Origin of the sequence: Lysobacter zhanggongensis, assembly GCF_046638635.1 — a bacterium.
GTDB lineage: Bacteria > Pseudomonadota > Gammaproteobacteria > Xanthomonadales > Xanthomonadaceae > Novilysobacter > Novilysobacter luteus.
Genome location: NZ_JBJXHK010000005.1, coordinates 1 through 15576 on the forward strand (window position 1 = coordinate 1; position 15576 = coordinate 15576).

At 69.6% G+C, this 15576-nt stretch carries 14 protein-coding genes and 1 tRNA gene; 3 read left to right on the top strand and 12 right to left on the bottom strand.

Features of this window, described 5'->3' with window-relative positions; all coding sequences use genetic code 11:
• The first annotated feature begins 170 nt into the window (after positions 1 to 170).
• Entirely contained in the window at positions 171 to 680 is a 510-nt protein-coding gene (locus tag ACKVMH_RS01765) for a hypothetical protein (protein WP_311195416.1), read from the top strand.
• Positions 681 to 709: 29 nt separating this feature from the next.
• Here ACKVMH_RS01765 and hrpA read toward each other — a convergent pair whose 3' ends face one another.
• Complete coding sequence (gene hrpA, locus ACKVMH_RS01770; RefSeq protein ID WP_412699016.1) at positions 710 to 4696, bottom strand: ATP-dependent RNA helicase HrpA; 3987 nt, start codon at positions 4694 to 4696, stop codon at positions 710 to 712.
• A gap of 87 nt (positions 4697 to 4783) precedes the next feature.
• Here hrpA and ACKVMH_RS01775 point away from each other — a divergent pair, with 87 nt between their 5' ends.
• Both ACKVMH_RS01775 and recQ read left to right on the top strand, forming a co-directional pair.
• On the top strand, positions 4784 to 5374 hold the full coding sequence (locus ACKVMH_RS01775) for a Dps family protein (protein ID WP_412699017.1): 591 nt from the start codon (positions 4784 to 4786) through the stop codon (positions 5372 to 5374).
• A 163-nt stretch (positions 5375 to 5537) separates the two neighbouring features.
• Positions 5538 to 7355, top strand: coding sequence for a DNA helicase RecQ (gene recQ, locus ACKVMH_RS01780; RefSeq protein ID WP_412699018.1), 1818 nt, complete (start codon positions 5538 to 5540; stop codon positions 7353 to 7355).
• A 49-nt stretch (positions 7356 to 7404) separates the two neighbouring features.
• On the opposite strand, the gene ACKVMH_RS01785 is transcribed toward recQ, so the two are convergent.
• From ACKVMH_RS01785 to ruvB, 11 genes are all read right to left on the bottom strand, one after another.
• Positions 7405 to 7480: transfer RNA gene (locus tag ACKVMH_RS01785), tRNA-Lys, on the bottom strand.
• Positions 7481 to 7512: 32 nt separating this feature from the next.
• Positions 7513 to 8190 (bottom strand): 7-cyano-7-deazaguanine synthase QueC, encoded by a 678-nt coding sequence (gene queC, locus ACKVMH_RS01790; RefSeq protein ID WP_215218693.1) that lies wholly within the window; start codon positions 8188 to 8190, stop codon positions 7513 to 7515.
• 1 nt (position 8191) lies between these two features.
• Entirely contained in the window at positions 8192 to 8869 is a 678-nt protein-coding gene (gene queE / locus ACKVMH_RS01795) for a 7-carboxy-7-deazaguanine synthase QueE (RefSeq protein ID WP_215218694.1), read from the bottom strand.
• 64 nt (positions 8870 to 8933) lie between these two features.
• Entirely contained in the window at positions 8934 to 9767 is an 834-nt protein-coding gene (ybgF, locus tag ACKVMH_RS01800) for a tol-pal system protein YbgF (RefSeq protein WP_412699019.1), read from the bottom strand.
• 14 nt (positions 9768 to 9781) lie between these two features.
• Complete coding sequence (gene pal, locus ACKVMH_RS01805; protein ID WP_215218696.1) at positions 9782 to 10291, bottom strand: peptidoglycan-associated lipoprotein Pal; 510 nt, start codon at positions 10289 to 10291, stop codon at positions 9782 to 9784.
• Between the two features lie 96 nt (positions 10292 to 10387).
• A complete protein-coding gene (gene tolB / locus ACKVMH_RS01810; RefSeq protein WP_412699020.1) occupies positions 10388 to 11743 on the bottom strand; it encodes a Tol-Pal system beta propeller repeat protein TolB in 1356 nt (451 codons plus the stop codon).
• Positions 11744 to 11837: 94 nt separating this feature from the next.
• Entirely contained in the window at positions 11838 to 12803 is a 966-nt protein-coding gene (locus ACKVMH_RS01815; RefSeq protein ID WP_412699021.1) for a cell envelope integrity protein TolA, read from the bottom strand.
• Positions 12800 to 13240: a protein TolR gene (tolR, locus tag ACKVMH_RS01820; RefSeq protein WP_412699051.1), complete on the bottom strand. Its 441-nt coding sequence runs from the start codon at positions 13238 to 13240 to the stop codon at positions 12800 to 12802. The genes ACKVMH_RS01815 and tolR overlap by 4 nt, the downstream gene beginning before the upstream one ends.
• 5 nt (positions 13241 to 13245) lie before the next feature.
• On the bottom strand, positions 13246 to 14031 hold the full coding sequence (gene tolQ / locus ACKVMH_RS01825) for a protein TolQ (RefSeq protein ID WP_215218697.1): 786 nt from the start codon (positions 14029 to 14031) through the stop codon (positions 13246 to 13248).
• Between the two features lie 91 nt (positions 14032 to 14122).
• Complete coding sequence (gene ybgC / locus ACKVMH_RS01830; protein WP_412699022.1) at positions 14123 to 14542, bottom strand: tol-pal system-associated acyl-CoA thioesterase; 420 nt, start codon at positions 14540 to 14542, stop codon at positions 14123 to 14125.
• Positions 14535 to 15572 carry a Holliday junction branch migration DNA helicase RuvB gene (ruvB, locus tag ACKVMH_RS01835; protein WP_215218699.1) on the bottom strand — a complete coding sequence of 346 codons (1038 nt, stop codon included), beginning with the start codon at positions 15570 to 15572 and terminating at the stop codon, positions 14535 to 14537. The genes ybgC and ruvB overlap by 8 nt, the downstream gene beginning before the upstream one ends.
• Positions 15573 to 15576: the final 4 nt, after the last annotated feature.

A 15576-nucleotide genomic window follows, 5' to 3' on the forward strand; every position in this document is an offset into this window, starting at 1 on the left:
GCCCCCGCGGCAACGCCCCGCACGCCGGGTGCCCCAGCACCCCGGCCAGCGCGGATGGCGTGGCGGCGGGCGGCCCGGACAGTGGCGGAGACGGGGTCATTGCGACGGCTTCATGGCGGCACGGGGGACATGGCTACACTAGCGAGCAACCGACCGCGGGAACAGTTCACATGCACATGCATCCGTCGACCATCCGCCGTATCCGCCCGCTCGTGCTGGGCATCGCCCTGCTGTTGCCGGCGCTCGCATGGGGCCAGCAGGCCTCCAGGATCGAGCAGCAGATGACGCCCGAGCAGTTCCGGGCGGCAGGCCTGGACCAGCTCAGCGCCGAGCAGCTGGCCAACCTCAACGCCTGGCTCAACCGCACCCTCGACGTCGAGACGACCCGGGCCGCGGAGCAGGCCAAGCAGGAGGTCGAGGACGAGAATCGCGGCTTCCTGAATTTCGGCTCGAACGAGTCGGTGACCGGCCACGTGCAGGGCACGTTCAGCGGCTTCGCCAAGGGACGCCAGTACACGCTGGACAACGGCCAGGTCTGGCGCCAGACCGACAGCGCGTCGCTGGCTGGCGTGCAACTGCAGAACCCGGCGGTGGAGATCAGCCCGAGCCTGATCGGCAGCGCCTGGTACATGAAGATCGCCGGCTACAACACCCGCGCGAAGGTCGAACGGGTCAAGTAGGCCGACGGACACGCGTCAGCTGTCGCGTATCAACCGATCCGCGCCAGCCGCGTCGCCAGTTTTTTCGGTGAGACCCCGCGCGCACCGAGTTCCTGCGCGAAGAGCGAGACGCGCAGCTCCTCCAGCTCCCAGCGCAGCGCCTGCCACTCCGGGGCGTCGGCTTCGCCGCGTGCACCGGCCGCGGCCAGCGCGTCTACGAACGGCTTGAGCTCCAGCATCCGCGCCTGGTCGCGGGTCGGGTCGCGCAACGCCCGTTCGCCACGCATGGCCAGTGCCTTCAGGTAGCGCGGGTAGCCGGCGAGCGCCGAGGCCGGCACGTCGCGCAGGAACCCGGGCGGCGTGAGCGCCGCGAGGTGCGCGCGCATGTCGTCCAGGTTGCCGCTGGCCCAGCCCATCAGGGGCGACTCCAGCTTGCCCCGCGCCTCGGCTACCGCGGCGAGGATGGTCTCGGCCTGGTGCAAGCGTTCCATCGACTCGGGGAAGAGCTGCCGCGCGACCGCGTCGCGCCGCGCCACGAATGTCTCCGTGTCCCGGATGTCGCCAAGCCCGTCGGCCACCAGCGATGCGAACGCGCCGTCGACGATGTCGCCCCGGAGGCGGTCGCCATCGCGTTCGCCGGTTTGCCTCGGCGCGGCCGATTCGATCGCCGCGTACAGCAGGCCGGTCCTGGGCGAGACCGGCAACTGCTTGCGGGCCTGCTTGCGCTTGTCGGCCAGCGCCAGCCACAGCAACCGGCGCACGCCGCGGGGATGGTGGCGCAACGCGGTCTCGCGCTCGGCATGCACCTGCAACGAGACGCTGTCCCCATCGTCGTGCAGTGCCGGGTAGGCCGGCACGCCGGCGGCACCGGGCACGCTGGCCGGGATCGGCGTGTCGGGGAATTCGACCAGCCCGCGCTGGCCCATGCCGTCAGCCGCATGGGCCGCGAATGCACGCGCGGCCCGCTCGCCGAAGCGTGCCCGCAGGTCATCCAGGTCGCGCGATTCGGCCAGCACCGTACGGCCGTCACGGTCATGCAGGCGCAGGTTGGCGCGCAGGTGCGGCTCCAGTGCCGCCTCGTCGAAATCGACACCCGCGACCTCGGCCCCGGTGACCTTGTGCAGGAAGCGCGCCAGCGTGCCGGTGAAGGTGTCGGCCTCCGGCCCAGGGTGCGCCTCGGCAAACGCACGGGCGAAGTCCGGCGCGGGCACGAAGTTGCGCCGCTGCGCCTTGGGCAGCGACTTGATCAGCGCCGCCGCCTTGTCGGCGACGAAGCCCGGCGCGAGCCAGCCCAGCCGGACCGGGTCGAGCGCGTTGAGCAGGTGCAGCGGCACCGCGACGGTCATGCCGTCGTCCGGTGCGCCGGGGTCGAAGCGGTACTTCACCGCGAGCCGCGCGTCGCCCAGCCCGATCACCGGTGGGAACCGCGACGCATCGGTCTCGTCGCCGATCAGCAGGTCCTCGAGCGACCATTCCAGCGCGGACTTCGAAGGCGGCGGCAGCTTGTTGAACCAGGCGTCCAGCGCCTGCGCGTTGTGCACGTGCGGCGGCAGCCGGTCCAAATACCAGCGCGCCATCCAGTCCTCGTCGACCACGATGCCGGCGCGGCGTTGCTTGGCTTCCTCCTCCCGCGCCTTCTCCAGCGTCGCTAGGTTGCGCTTGAGGAACACCGCGCGGGTGTTGATCTCGCCGGTGACCAGCGCGTCGCGGGCGAAGATCGCCCGGCTCTCCTCCGGATACAGGCCGCCGTAGTGGATCGGACGCTTGGGCGCGAGCACCAGCCCGAACAGGCTGACCTGCTCGCTGCCGAGCACGCGACCCTGCGCACGCGACCAGCGCGGGTCGAAGTGACGGCGGGCGAGCAGGTGCGGCAGCTCGTCGATCGCCCATTGCGGCTCGATCGCGGCGTTGGTCATCGCCCAGACCTTCTCGGTGTCGAGCAGCGTGGCCGACAGCACCCACGGCGGCGGCTTGCGGATCAGCCAGGAGCCCGGAAACAGCCCGAACCGGCGCCCACGCGGGCCCTCGTAGACCGCCGCCGGCCGGCGCTCGCCCGGCTTCTTCTCGCCCGGCTTCTTCTCCGGCCCCGGTTGACGGTGTCCGATCTGGGTCGGCAACCCGGCTATCAATGCGCGGTGCAGGTTGGCGAACGCACCGGCATCGAGTTCGGCCAGCACCGGCCCCTGCTGCCAGCCGAGGTCATCCGCCATCAGCTTGAGCTGGCGGTGCAGCTCACGCCATTCGCGCATGCGCAGGAAGCCGAGGAAGTGCTTCTCGCACCAGCGGCGCAACTGCGACTGGGTCAGCTCCTCGTGCGCGTCCTGGTAGGCGGTCCAGAGCTTCAGCGTGCCGACGAACTCCGAGCTGTAGTCGACGAACTGCGCGTGGGCATTGTCGGCCGCGGCGCGCTGGTCCGCGGGCCGCTCGCGGGGGTCCTGGATGCCGAGGAACGAGGCGATCACCAGCATCTCGCGCAGGCAGCCCCGCGCATTGGCGGCGACCAGCATGCGGGCGAGCTTCACGTCGACCGGCATGCGTGCCATCAGCCGGCCGGTCGCGGTCATCGTGCGGGATTCGTCGACCGCGCCCAGTTCGGCCAACTGCTGCCAGCCGTCGGCGATCGCGCGCGGGTCCGGTGGCTCCAGGAAGGGGAAGCGCTCGATGTCGCCCAGGCCGAGTGCCAGCATCCGCAGGATCACCCCGGCCAGCGCGGCGCGGCGGATCTCGGGGTCGGTGTACTCGGGCCGCAACTGGAAGTCGGCCTCGCTGTAGAGGCGGTAGCACGTGCCCTCCGACACGCGCCCGCAACGTCCCTTGCGCTGGTTGGCACTGGCCTGGCTGATCGGTTCGATGTGCAGCCGGTCGAGCTTGCCGCGCGGGCTGTAGCGCTTGACCCGCGCCAACCCGGGATCAACCACGTAGCGGATACGCGGCACCGTCAGCGAGGTCTCGGCGACGTTGGTCGCCAGCACGATGCGGCGCTGCGGGCCGGGGTTGAACACACGGTCCTGGTCGCGCACCGACAGGCGTGCGTACAGCGGCAGTACTTCAGTGTGGCGGTACTTGCGACGCTCCAGTGCCTGGTGGGCGTCGCGGATCTCGCGCTCGCCGGGCAGGAACACCAGCACATCGCCCCGGGGATCTCCGTGGTTGATCTCGTCGCACGCGGCGACGATCGCGTCGTTGACCGTGCGCTCGCCTTCGCGGTCGCCCTCGCCCTCCAGCGGCCGGTAACGCACTTCGACGGGGTAGCTGCGGCCTTCGACCTCGACCACCGGGGCATCGTCGAAGTGTGTGGCGAAGCGTGCGGTGTCGATCGTCGCCGAGGTGACGATGACCTTGAGGTCACGGCGCTTTTGCAGCAGCTGCTTGAGGTAGCCGAGCAGGAAGTCGATGTTGAGGCTGCGTTCGTGCGCCTCGTCGATCAGGATCGTGTCGTAGCGCGACAGCCAGCGGTCGGACTGGATCTCGGCCAGCAGGATGCCGTCGGTCATGAACTTGACCGCGGTCTGCTCGCCGACGTTCTCGTTGAACCGGACCTGGTAGCCCACTGCCCCGCCCAGCGGCGTCTGCAGTTCCTCGGCCACGCGTTTGGCGACCGCCCGCGCGGCGATCCGGCGCGGCTGGGTGCAGCCGATCATGCCCGCCGCCCCACGGCCGGCGGCCAGGCACAGCTTGGGGATCTGGGTGGTCTTGCCCGAACCGGTCTCGCCGGCGATCACCACGACCGGGTGCGCCCGGATCAGCTCGACGATGCGGTCGGCCTCGGCCGCGATCGGCAGGGACGGATCGACCGGCGCCGCAGGCAGGTTGGCCGCCCGCGACTCGCGCCGCACCACCGACTCGGCCAGCGCCCGCTCGAACGCAGCCTGCGCCTCGGCGTCGTCGGGACGGCCGCGCCAGCGCGACCACAGCCCGTGCAGCCGGCCACGATCACGGCTCAGGCCACGGTCGATCGCCTCGCGCGCCTGCCGCAACGCGGGCGACAGCGGCGGGCGCCGTGACGTGGTCTTAGCGGGCGGATCCTTAGGATTCATTGATTCGTTCGTGTCCGGACAAAACGTTCCACACCATTGCCTGCGCGCCCATTGTCGCTGCAGGCGACTATCCGAAGGAGATCACCGATGGCCAAGACCCGATCCACTGCCAAACCCGCGAAGGCGGCCAAGACCACCAAGACCACTCGCCCTGCCGCCGTCGCCAGGCCGGCCGCCTCGCCGGGCTCCGGATCGAGCGCTCCGGCGATCGATATCGGGATCGGCGACCGTGATCGCAAGAACATCGCGACCGGTCTGGCGGGTTTCCTTGCCGACGCCTACACGCTGTACCTCAAGACCCACAACTTCCACTGGAACGTCACCGGGCCGATGTTCAACGCCCTGCACGTGATGTTCGAGACCCAGTACACCGAGCAGTGGACGGCACTCGACGAGATCGCCGAACGGATCCGCGCCCTGGGCTTCAACGCGCCGGGTTCGTACGCCGAGTTCACCCGCCTGACCACGATCCCCGAGGAACCCGGACTGGAGGATGCCGCGGACTGGCGCGAGATGGTGCGGCAGCTGGTGGTCGGCAACGAGGCCGTCTGCCGGACTGCGCGCAAGGTGCTGAAGACCGCCGACGACGCCGGCGACGACCCGACCGTCGACCTGCTGACCCAGCGCCTGCAGACCCACGAGAAATACGCCTGGATGCTGCGCTCGCTGTTGCAGTAGGCGCAGGCACCTGCGTAGCACTTACAACCCCGGGCAGGTCCCGGGGTTTGTTTTTCCGGCCGCCTGTCCGGCAGGCGCGCAGCGACCCGGCTCGTCCTTTTCCGACCCGGTGGCGGGCGCCGCTCGGCAGGCGGCGAGACCACCGCTTGCTACCCTGACGCGCATGGAAAACGCCGCGCTCGAACTGCTCCGCACCACCTTCGGCCACCCCGGTTTCCGCGGCGAGCAGGCCGAGATCGTCGCGTGCGTGGCCGGCGGCAACGACGCGCTCGTGCTGATGCCCACCGGCGGCGGCAAGTCCCTGTGCTACCAGTTGCCGGCCCTGCTGCGCGACGGCTCCGGGATCGTCGTTTCGCCGTTGATCGCGTTGATGCAGGACCAGGTGGAAGCGCTACGCCAGCTCGGCGTCCGCGCGGCGTGCCTCAATTCCAGCCTCGACGCCGGTGCCGCGGCCGAGGTCGAGCGCGACCTGCTGGCCGGCGACCTCGACCTGCTGTACGTCGCCCCGGAGCGGCTCCTGACCGGGCGCTTCCTGCACCTGCTCGAGCGCGCGCATGCCGGCCACGGCATCGCCCTGTTCGCGATCGACGAGGCGCACTGCGTATCCCAGTGGGGCCACGACTTCCGGCCCGAGTACCGCCAGCTGACGATCCTCCACGAGCGCTGGCCGGACGTGCCGCGGATCGCGCTGACCGCGACGGCCGACGCCCCCACCCGTCGCGAGATCGCCGAACGGCTCGCGCTCGAGGATGCCCGCCGTTTCGTCAGCTCGTTCGACCGGCCCAACATCCGCTACCGGGTGGTCCAGAAGGACGGCAATGGCAGCCGCGCGCTGCTTGATTTCATCGCAGGCCACAAGGGCGAGAGCGGCATCGTCTACGCGTTCTCGCGCAAGCGCGTCGAGAAGGTCGCCGAACAGCTGCAGCTCGCCGGCATCGACGCCCTGCCCTACCACGCTGGCATGCCCAACGAGCAGCGCGCGGCCAACCAGCGCCGCTTCCTGCAGGCCGACGGCGTGGTGATGGTGGCGACGATCGCGTTCGGCATGGGCATCGACAAGCCCGACGTGCGCTTTGTCGCCCACGTCGACCTGCCCAAGTCCATCGAGGGCTACTACCAGGAAACCGGACGCGCCGGCCGCGACGGCGAGCCAGCCGAGGCCTGGCTCAGCTACGGCCTGGGCGACGTGGTCAACCTGCGCCAGCTGATCAACCAGGGCGAGGCCGGCGAAGAGCGCAAGCAGCTGGAGGTCCGCAAGCTCGATGCACTGCTTGGGTATTGCGAATCCACTGACTGCCGGCGCCAGGCCCTGCTGGGCTGGTTCGGCGAGGCCCACGAGGGCCACTGCGGCAACTGCGACAACTGCATCGATCCGCCCGAGAGCTGGGACGGCACCGAGGCCGCGCGCAAGGCGCTGAGTTGCGTGTACCGCAGCGGCCAGAGGTTCGGTGCCGGCCACCTGATCGACATCCTGCGCGGAGTGGCCACCGACAAGGTCCAGCGTTTCGGCCATGAGCAGCTGAGTACCTGGGGCATCGGCGCGGACCTCGACGTGCGGCAGTGGAGCGGCGTGTTCCGGCAACTGGTCGCGGCCGGCCTGCTGGAAGCCGACGTCGATCGCCACAACGCGCTACGCCTGACCGCGCTGGCCACCCCGGTGCTGCGTGGCGAGCGCACCCTGCGCTTCCGCAAGGAAGCGCCCCGATCCACGCGACGACGCGAACGCGCCGGCGCCGCGCCGATGATCGAACTCGCCCCGGAGGCCGCGCTGCGCTTCGACGCCCTGCGCGAGTGGCGCGCCACCACCGCGCGCGAACAGAACGTGCCCGCCTACGTGATCTTCCACGACGCCACGCTGCGCGCGATCGCCGAGGCCGACCCGGGGGACCTGGACGACCTGGCCGGCATCGCCGGCATCGGCGGGACCAAGCTCGAGCGCTACGGCGAGGCGGTGCTGCAGCAGCTGTTCGACGTCGCCTGAGTAGCGGGCTGGAAACGAAAAACCCCGCCGTGGCGGGGCTTCGGGACAGTGGTGGGTCGTGATGGATTCGAACCATCGACCAGCGGATTAAAAGTCCGATGCTCTACCGACTGAGCTAACGACCCGCTGTCCGCCCGGCAGCGCCGGGTCGGCAATTCTAACGCATGTAACGGGTGGGGTCGGCGATGCCGGCGGCGGCAAAACCTTCGGCGCGCAGCCGGCACGCGTCGCAATGCCCGCACGCGCGCCCGTCCGCGTCGGCCTTGTAGCACGACACGGTCTGGCCGAAGTCCACGCCGAGGCGCACTCCCTCGCGGGCGATCGCGGCCTTGCTCATGTGCTGCAATGGCGCGTGCACGCGGATGCCGGCACCCTCCACCCCCGCCTTGGTGGCGAGGTTGGCGAGCCGCTCGAATGCTTCGATGAACGCCGGCCGGCAGTCCGGATACCCCGAGTAGTCGACCGCGTTGACGCCGCAGAAGATGTCCGCCGCGCCCAGGACCTCGGCCCAGCCGAGCGCGACCGACAGCATGATCGTGTTGCGTGCCGGCACGTAGGTCACCGGGATCTCGTCGGCGCCGGCGACATGGTCCAGCGGCACGTCGATGTCGTCGGTGAGCGCGGACCCGCCAATGCTGCGCAGGTCGACGTTGACGGTCTTGTGGGCCACCGCCCCCAACGCCGTCGCGACCCGGTCGGCCGCCTCCAGCTCGGACGTGTGGCGCTGCCCGTAGCGCACGCTCAAGGCGTGCACGGCAAACCCCTGCTCGCGGGCGATGGCCAGCACGACGGCGGAGTCCATGCCCCCGGACACAAGGACGACGGCGTTCTTCATTTCAGCGCCCCGGCTCGTCGTCCCACAGGACCTTGTGCAACTGCATCTGGAAGCGGACCGGCAGGCGGTCGGCGACGATCCAGTCGGCCAGCTCGCGTGGACGCACCTGGCTGAAACTCGGCGACATCAGCACTTCGCAGCGCTCGACCAGCCGGTGCTCGGCGATGACTGCCTTCGCCCAGTCGTAGTCCTCGCGCGAGCAGACCACGAACTTCACCTGGTCGTTGGGCGTCAACTGCGCGATGTTGGACCACAGGTTGCGTTCCACCTCGGCCGAACCCGGTGTCTTGATGTCGAGCACGCGGGAGACGCGCAGGTCCACGGGCGCGATGTCGATCGAACCGGAGGTTTCCAGCGACACCTCGTAGCCGGCGTCGCAAAGGCGCTCCAGCAGGCCGATGCAGCGCTTTTGTGCCAACGGCTCGCCACCCGTCACGCAGACGTGCCGGACCCCGTGGCGGGCGACCTCGGCTAGGATGCCGTCGAAGTCCCACCACTCGCCGCCATGGAAGGCGTAAGCGGTGTCGCAGTACTGGCAGCGCAGCGGGCAGCCGGTCAGGCGCACGAAAACGGTCGGCCAGCCGATGCTGCGCGATTCGCCTTGCAGGGACAGGAAGATTTCGGTCAGCCGCAGTCGCTCGGGCGAGGTCGCGGCCGCCTCGGGGACTACGGCGTTCATGCCGTCATTTTAGACCGGATGGCGGTATCCGGGACCCTATGGCCGGTTTGCGTTGGCGCTGTGCTCAGCGCAGGCGGCCGAGCTGGATCGCGCCGAGGCGGTCGCTGGCGACCCGCGCGGCATCGGTGCCGGGGTAGCGGCTGGCCACCTCGGCCAGGGTGCGCTCGGCGTCGTCGAGACGGTCGAGCCCCTGCTGCGACAGCCCGACCTTGAGCATCGCGCCCGGCGCCTTGTCATGGGTCGGGTAACGCTGCATCAGCGCTTCGAACTGCTCCAGCGCGAGCTTGTAGTTCTGGGTGACGTAGTAGCTCTCGCCAAGCCAGTAGAGCGCGTTGGGGGCGTAGGCACCGCCGGGGAAGCGGCCGAGGAAGGCATGGAACAGGCGCGCCGATTCGGCGTACTCGCCATTCTTGAGCGCGTCGAACGCGATGTCGTAGGCCTCGCGCTCGCCTTCCAGCTGGTCGAGCTTGCCGGGGTCGCCGTAGATCGTCGGCCCGGCGCCGGCGTCCGCGGTCGGTTCGACCGCAGGGCGGGCGGCGGCGGGCGCCGGGTCGACGACCTCCGCCGGTGTCGATGCGTCCAGCGCGGGCGTGCCTGCGCCGCCATCGAGCCGGTTGATCCTGCCGTCCAGGTCCAGGTACTGGGCCCGCGCGCTGGATTTGAGTTGTTCCTGTTCGTGGCCCAGCTGCTCGACCTGCGAGCGCAGCGCGACCACTTCTTCCTTCAGCAGGTTGACCTGGCGCAACAGGTCGACCGAAACCTGGTTGTTGCCTGCCTGCTGCTCGAGCCGGGTGACCCGCTCGGCCAGGCTCATACGCTGGGCCGAGGCGGGTGCGGCGGCCACGAGGGCCGCCGCAACCAGCGATGTCGCAATAAGCGTTTTGTGGATATTGCGCATCTGGCAGTGCCTTCTTACTTCGCGGTGTAGATGATCTCGACGCGACGGTTGCGGGCCCAGCACTCGTCGTTGGACGCGGTGCAGGTCGGGCGCTCTTCGCCGTAGCTGTTGGTGATGATCTGCGCGCCCGAGCCACCGTTGGCCTGGATCGCCGAGGACACGGCCAGGCCACGACGCTCGCCCAGACCCATGTTGTACTCGCGGCTGCCGCGCTCGTCGGCGTGGCCTTCCAGGGTCATGCGCGAGGTCGGGCGGTCACGCAGGTACTTGGCGTGGCAGCCGACGACGGCCTGGAACTCCGGACGCAGCACGTCCTGGTCAAAGTCGAAGTACACCACGCGCTGCCGCAGGCAGGCATCGGTATCCAGGTCGGCCGGGGTGTACGCGCCCGGGGTGGTCGGCGTCTGGGTGACCGGGGCGGGGGTGGTATCGACCGGCGGCGGGGTTTCCTTGACCTTCTTGGAGCAGCCGATCGCCGCGGTGCACAGCAGGGCGGCCATCAGAACGCGCGTGGTGTTGTTCATCGTCAAATCCTCGTCTTGGCTGAACTTCTTGGCTGAACTTCTGGAACAGTGAAACGGTGGAAAAACCGGAACAACGCCGTGTGATCAATACGGCGCCTAGGGCGTACGGAACGGCCCCCATGCCGGCTCGCGGACATCGCCGCCGGCAAGCACCAGGCGCTGGCGCACCCGGCCGTCGGCCGACACCGCATACAGCACCCCGCGGCCGCCTTCACGCGCAGCATAGATGATCATCGCGCCATTCGGGGCGAAGCTCGGGGACTCGTCGAGGGAACCGGGCGAAAGCGTGCTCCAGCGCGCCGACCCCAGGCTGCGGTCCATCACGGCGATGCGGTAGGTATTGCCCGCGCCCTGCGCGGTGGCGATCTTCTGGCCGTCGGGCGACACGCTGGCGCTGGCGTTGTAGTTGCCCTGGAAGCTCACGCGGCTGGCGCTGCCACCGCCGGCCGGCACCTGGTAGATCTGCGGCTGGCCGCCGCGGTCGGACGTGAAGTACAGGGTGCCGCCGTCGGCGCTCCACGTCGGCTCGGTGTCGATGCCGAAATGGTTGGTGACCTGGGTCAGCGCCTTGCTGCCGAGGTTCATCACGTAGATCTCGGGGTTTCCGCTGCGCGACAGGGTCATCGCCATGCGGCCGCCGTCGGGGGAGAACGCCGGTGCGCTGTTGATGCCGCGGAACTTGGCGACCAGCTGGCGACTGCCGGTACTGATGTCCTGGATGTAGATGGACGAGCTGCCGCCTTCGAAGCTGACGTACGCCAGGCGGTTGCCGTCGGGGCTCCACGACGGCGACAGCAGCGGCTCCGACGAGGTCACCACGGTCTGCGGGTTGAACCCGTCAGAGTCGGCAACCACCAGCGCGTAGCTCGCATCGCGGCCGACGCCGGTGGCGGTGATGTAGGCGATCCGGGTGAAGAACGCGCCCTTCACTCCGAGGATCTTCTCGTAGATCGCATCGGCGATCTGGTGGGCGACATCGCGCATCGCGTTGCTCCGCGCAGTCAGCGCGAAGCCGAGCAGGCGTTGCTGGGTGGCCACGTCGAACAGCTCGTACTCGACCCGGTAGGCACCGCTCCCGCCGTCGACCACGCGGCCGACCACCAGGTAATCCTGGTTGAGCGCGCGCCACGTCGGGTAGTTGACCTCGCTACCCCGGGTCGGGCGCTCGACCAGGTCACCCTCGGGCAGGCTGCGGAACTGGCCGGACCGGTTGAGGTCGGCCGCGATCACCGCGGCGACGTCGGTCTCGGGGGCGGCGGCGCCGCCCTGGTAGGGCATCGGCACCACGGCAATCGGCAGCGCGGCCGCGTTGCCGCCGACGATGTCCAGTTCCAGTCCCTGTTGCTGGGCCGAAGCGGCGAACGGCAGCAGCAGGGCGAGCACCACGGCGGACATCGCCGCGGACCTCGCGAACCAGCGGCGGGGGGAGTACCAGCGGGGGAGTTTTTTCATCAGCAGGTCCTGACAGCAAGGCTGAAGTCTTAACAGCATGCGTGTGAACGCTTTCTCAAAGCTGAACGCGCGAATCGGCAGTGTCTCAAGGCGCTCAGCGGTCCTGGGCGACGAAGTTGAGCTCCAGCGTCCGCGCGAACACCGGCTCGAATCCGGCGTAGGGCAGCGGCTGCGCCTTGAGCACGGCCGCCTCGATCGAACGACGCCCCAACTCGTCGTAGGCGCAGGGCGAGGCGACTTCGGCATCCATGACCTCGCCACCGGGCAGCTGGCGGATGATCAGCTTGCAGCGCGCACCCAGTGGCACGGTTTCGGGGCGGGTCCACTTGGCCAGGATGGCTTCGGTCAGCGCCGCGGCGTACCGCGCCTTCAGGCCGGTGTCGACGCCGTTGTTGCCCGCGGGAGCGCTGGCGGCGCTCGACGAGGAATCCGTATTGCTGGCGGCCTGCGCGTCGGCGATCTGCTTGAGTTTCTGCGCGGCCAGCTCCGCTTCGCGCGCCGCGGCCGCCCGCTTGCGGCGGATCTCGGCTAGCTTTTCCTCGCGCTCCTTGGCTTCGGCCGCGAGCCGGCGCTTGCGCTCGGCCTCCTCCTGGCGCTTCTTCTCGGTGAGGTCGACCTGCGCCTGCCGGCGCTTCTCCTCCTGCAACTTTTCCTCGTCGGTGGGCGTCGGGGTCGGCACATCGACGACCTCGTCCTGTTCGACGGTATCGGGCACCGGGATGAAATCCTGGGCCTGCTGCTGGGGCGGCGTCGGCGCGTCCTGCGGGACCGGCTCGGGGAGCGGCTGCGGCGGCGGCGCGGCGTCCTCCTCGACCGGTTCGGGCAACGGCTCGGGTTCCGGCCGGGCAATCGGCTCGGGGCGGTCGCTGAGCGCTTGCCGCATCGACTGCGACAGCGCGTCGGCGTCCACCAGGGTGGCCTCCACCGGGGCGCCTGCTGCACTGGTCGGCGCCGCGGTACGGGTCCACCACAGCCCGGCGAACATCAGCCCGAACAGCAGTATGTGCAGCCCGATGGCGAGCAGCATCGCCTGCCGGGTATCGGCGCGGGTTTCCCTCACTGCTGCACGGCCTCCGACGGCGCGCTCATCAGCCCCACCCGGGGCACGTTGGCGTTCTGCAGCAGCACCATCGCCCGCAGCACCACCTCGTAATTGGCGTCCCGGTCGCCGGCGACGTACACCGGCACGTCCGGGTTCTGCCGCACGAACGCGGCGACCTTCGCCTCCAGCGCCTCGGCCGACAGCGCCTCCTGCTCGGCGCCCTGCACAGCAAGGAAGTAGTTGCCGTCCTTGTCCACGCTGACGATCACCGGATCCTTGTCCTGCGAGATGGTCTTCGCGTTCGAACGCGGCAGTTCGATGTCCACGCCGAGGTTGAGCAGCGGCGCGGTCACCATGAAGATGATCAGCAGCACCAGCATCACGTCGATGTACGGCACGACGTTGATCTCTGCCTTGAGCCGGCGCTTGCGGATGCGGCGGCCGTTGGAGGTCATGGCCATCAGGCCTCCTGGTGGTATTGACGCTCGAGGATCGAGGAGAACTCCTCGGAGAAGGCGTCGTAGCGGACCGCGATCCGCTCGACCTTGGTCGCGTAGCGGTTGTAGGCCCAGACCGCCGGAATGGCGGCGAACAGGCCCATCGCGGTCGCGATCAGCGCCTCGGAGATGCCGGGCGCGACGGTCGCGATGGTCGCTTCCTGCACGTTGGCCAGGCCCTGGAACGAAATCATGATCCCCCAGACGGTGCCGAACAGGCCGACGTACGGGGCGATCGAACCGACGTTGGCGAGGAACTCGAGGTTGTGCTCCAGGCCGTCGAGCTCGCGCGCGGTGGCCACGCGCATGCCGCGCTGCGCACCTTCCAGCTGCATGCGGCTGTCGGCCACGCGGCGCTGGCGCGAGAACTCGCGGAAGCCCGCCTCGAAGATCGACTCCATCCCGCCCACGTCACGGTTGCGCTGGCTGGCGCCGGTGTAGAGCTTGGTCAGGTCGGTACCGGACCAGAACCGTTCCTCGAAGGCCTCGGCCTCGCGCTCGGCGCGGTCGAGCACCTTCTTCTTGCGGAAGATGATCACCCACGACGCGATCGACGCGAACAGCAGCAGGATCATCACCAGCTGCACCGGCAGGCTCGCATGCAGGATCAGCTGCAGCAGGTTGAGGCTGTTGTCGCCAGTGATTGCCTCGGTCGGCAGGACCGCGGCGGCATTGCCGACGGCGGCGGTGGCGTCCTCCGGCAGCGGTTCGACGGTGGTGGCCTGCAGCGCGCTCAGCAATGGGGTCATTCGTGGTCTCCGTGCCCGGTGCCTGGGCGATGTCGTGGTTAACGTCGGTGGCGATGGAAAGGGGTGAACCGGGTGGCGCTACAACGGCGGGTCAGCGGCCTTCCAGCGCCTTCAACCCGTCCAGCAGCGGCTGCGGGATCGGTCGCGGACGGAAGCCGGCGGCATCGAGCGCAGCCACGCGCACGGTGGCGGTCAGCAGCACTTCGTCGCCGCGGCGGACGTCCTGCGCGAACACCGCGCTCGCGCGGCGGCACTCCCGCAACGACACCCCGACCTGCAGCGCGTCATCGAGCCGGGCGGGCCTGAGGAAATCGATTTGCATGGCCCGCACCGCAAACACCAGGTCGTGGTCCAGACGCAGCAGCTCCTGGCCGTAGCCCTGCGCGCGCATCCACTCGGTGCGGGCGCGCTCCAGGAACGCCAGGTACTGCGCGTGGTAGACCACGCCACCGGCGTCGGTATCCTCCCAGTAGACCCGTGTCGGCCAGCTGAACGCGAGCCCACTATTCACCGCCGGGCTCTCCGAACAGGCCGGCCGTCGCTGGCCCGGCCCTCAGGCCGAGGTGCTGGTAGGCCTTGGGCGTGGCCATCCGCCCGCGGGCGCTGCGCACCAGGAAGCCCTGCTGGATCAGGTACGGCTCGATCACGTCCTCCAGGGTGCCGCGCTCCTCGCTCAGCGCCGCCGCGAGCGATTCCACCCCGACCGGGCCGCCGTCGAAGTTGTCGATGATCGTGCGCAGCATCCGCCGGTCAAGCTCGTCGAACCCTTCCGGGTCGACCTTGAGCATCGCCATCGCCGCGTCGGCCGTCGCACGGTTGATCGAACCGTCGGCGCGGACCTGGGCGTAGTCGCGCACCCGCCGCAGCAGGCGGTTGGCGATGCGCGGGGTGCCGCGCGATCGGCGCGCGATCTCGGTGGCGCCCTCGGGCTCGCAATCGATGCCGAGAATCTGCGCCGAGCGGCGGACAATCCGGGTGAGTTCCGCGGCGCTGTAGAACTCGAGCCGCTGGACGATGCCGAAGCGGTCGCGCAGCGGCGCGGTCAGCAGGCCGGCGCGGGTGGTCGCACCGATCAGGGTGAACGGCGGCAGGTCGAGCTTGATCGAGCGGGCGGCGGGGCCTTCGCCGATCATGATGTCGATCTGGTAGTCCTCCATCGCCGGGTACAGCACCTCCTCGACCACCGGCGAGAGGCGATGGATCTCGTCGATGAACAGCACGTCGTGCGGCTGCAAGTTGGTCAGCAGCGCGGCGAGATCCCCGGCCTTCTCGATCACCGGGCCGGAGGTCTGGCGCAGGCCGACGCCGAGCTCGTTGGCGATCACGTGGCTGAGGGTGGTCTTGCCGAGCCCCGGCGGGCCGAAGATCAACACGTGGTCGAGCGCCTCACCGCGTCCGCGGGCGGCTTCGATGTAGATCTTCATCTGCTCGCGGACCGGCTGCTGGCCGAGGTATTCGTCCAGCCGCTTGGGCCGGATCGAGGCCTCGATCGCGTCGTCTTCGCGCGTCGCGTCGGCGGCAATGATGCGCTCGTCGTTCATCGGC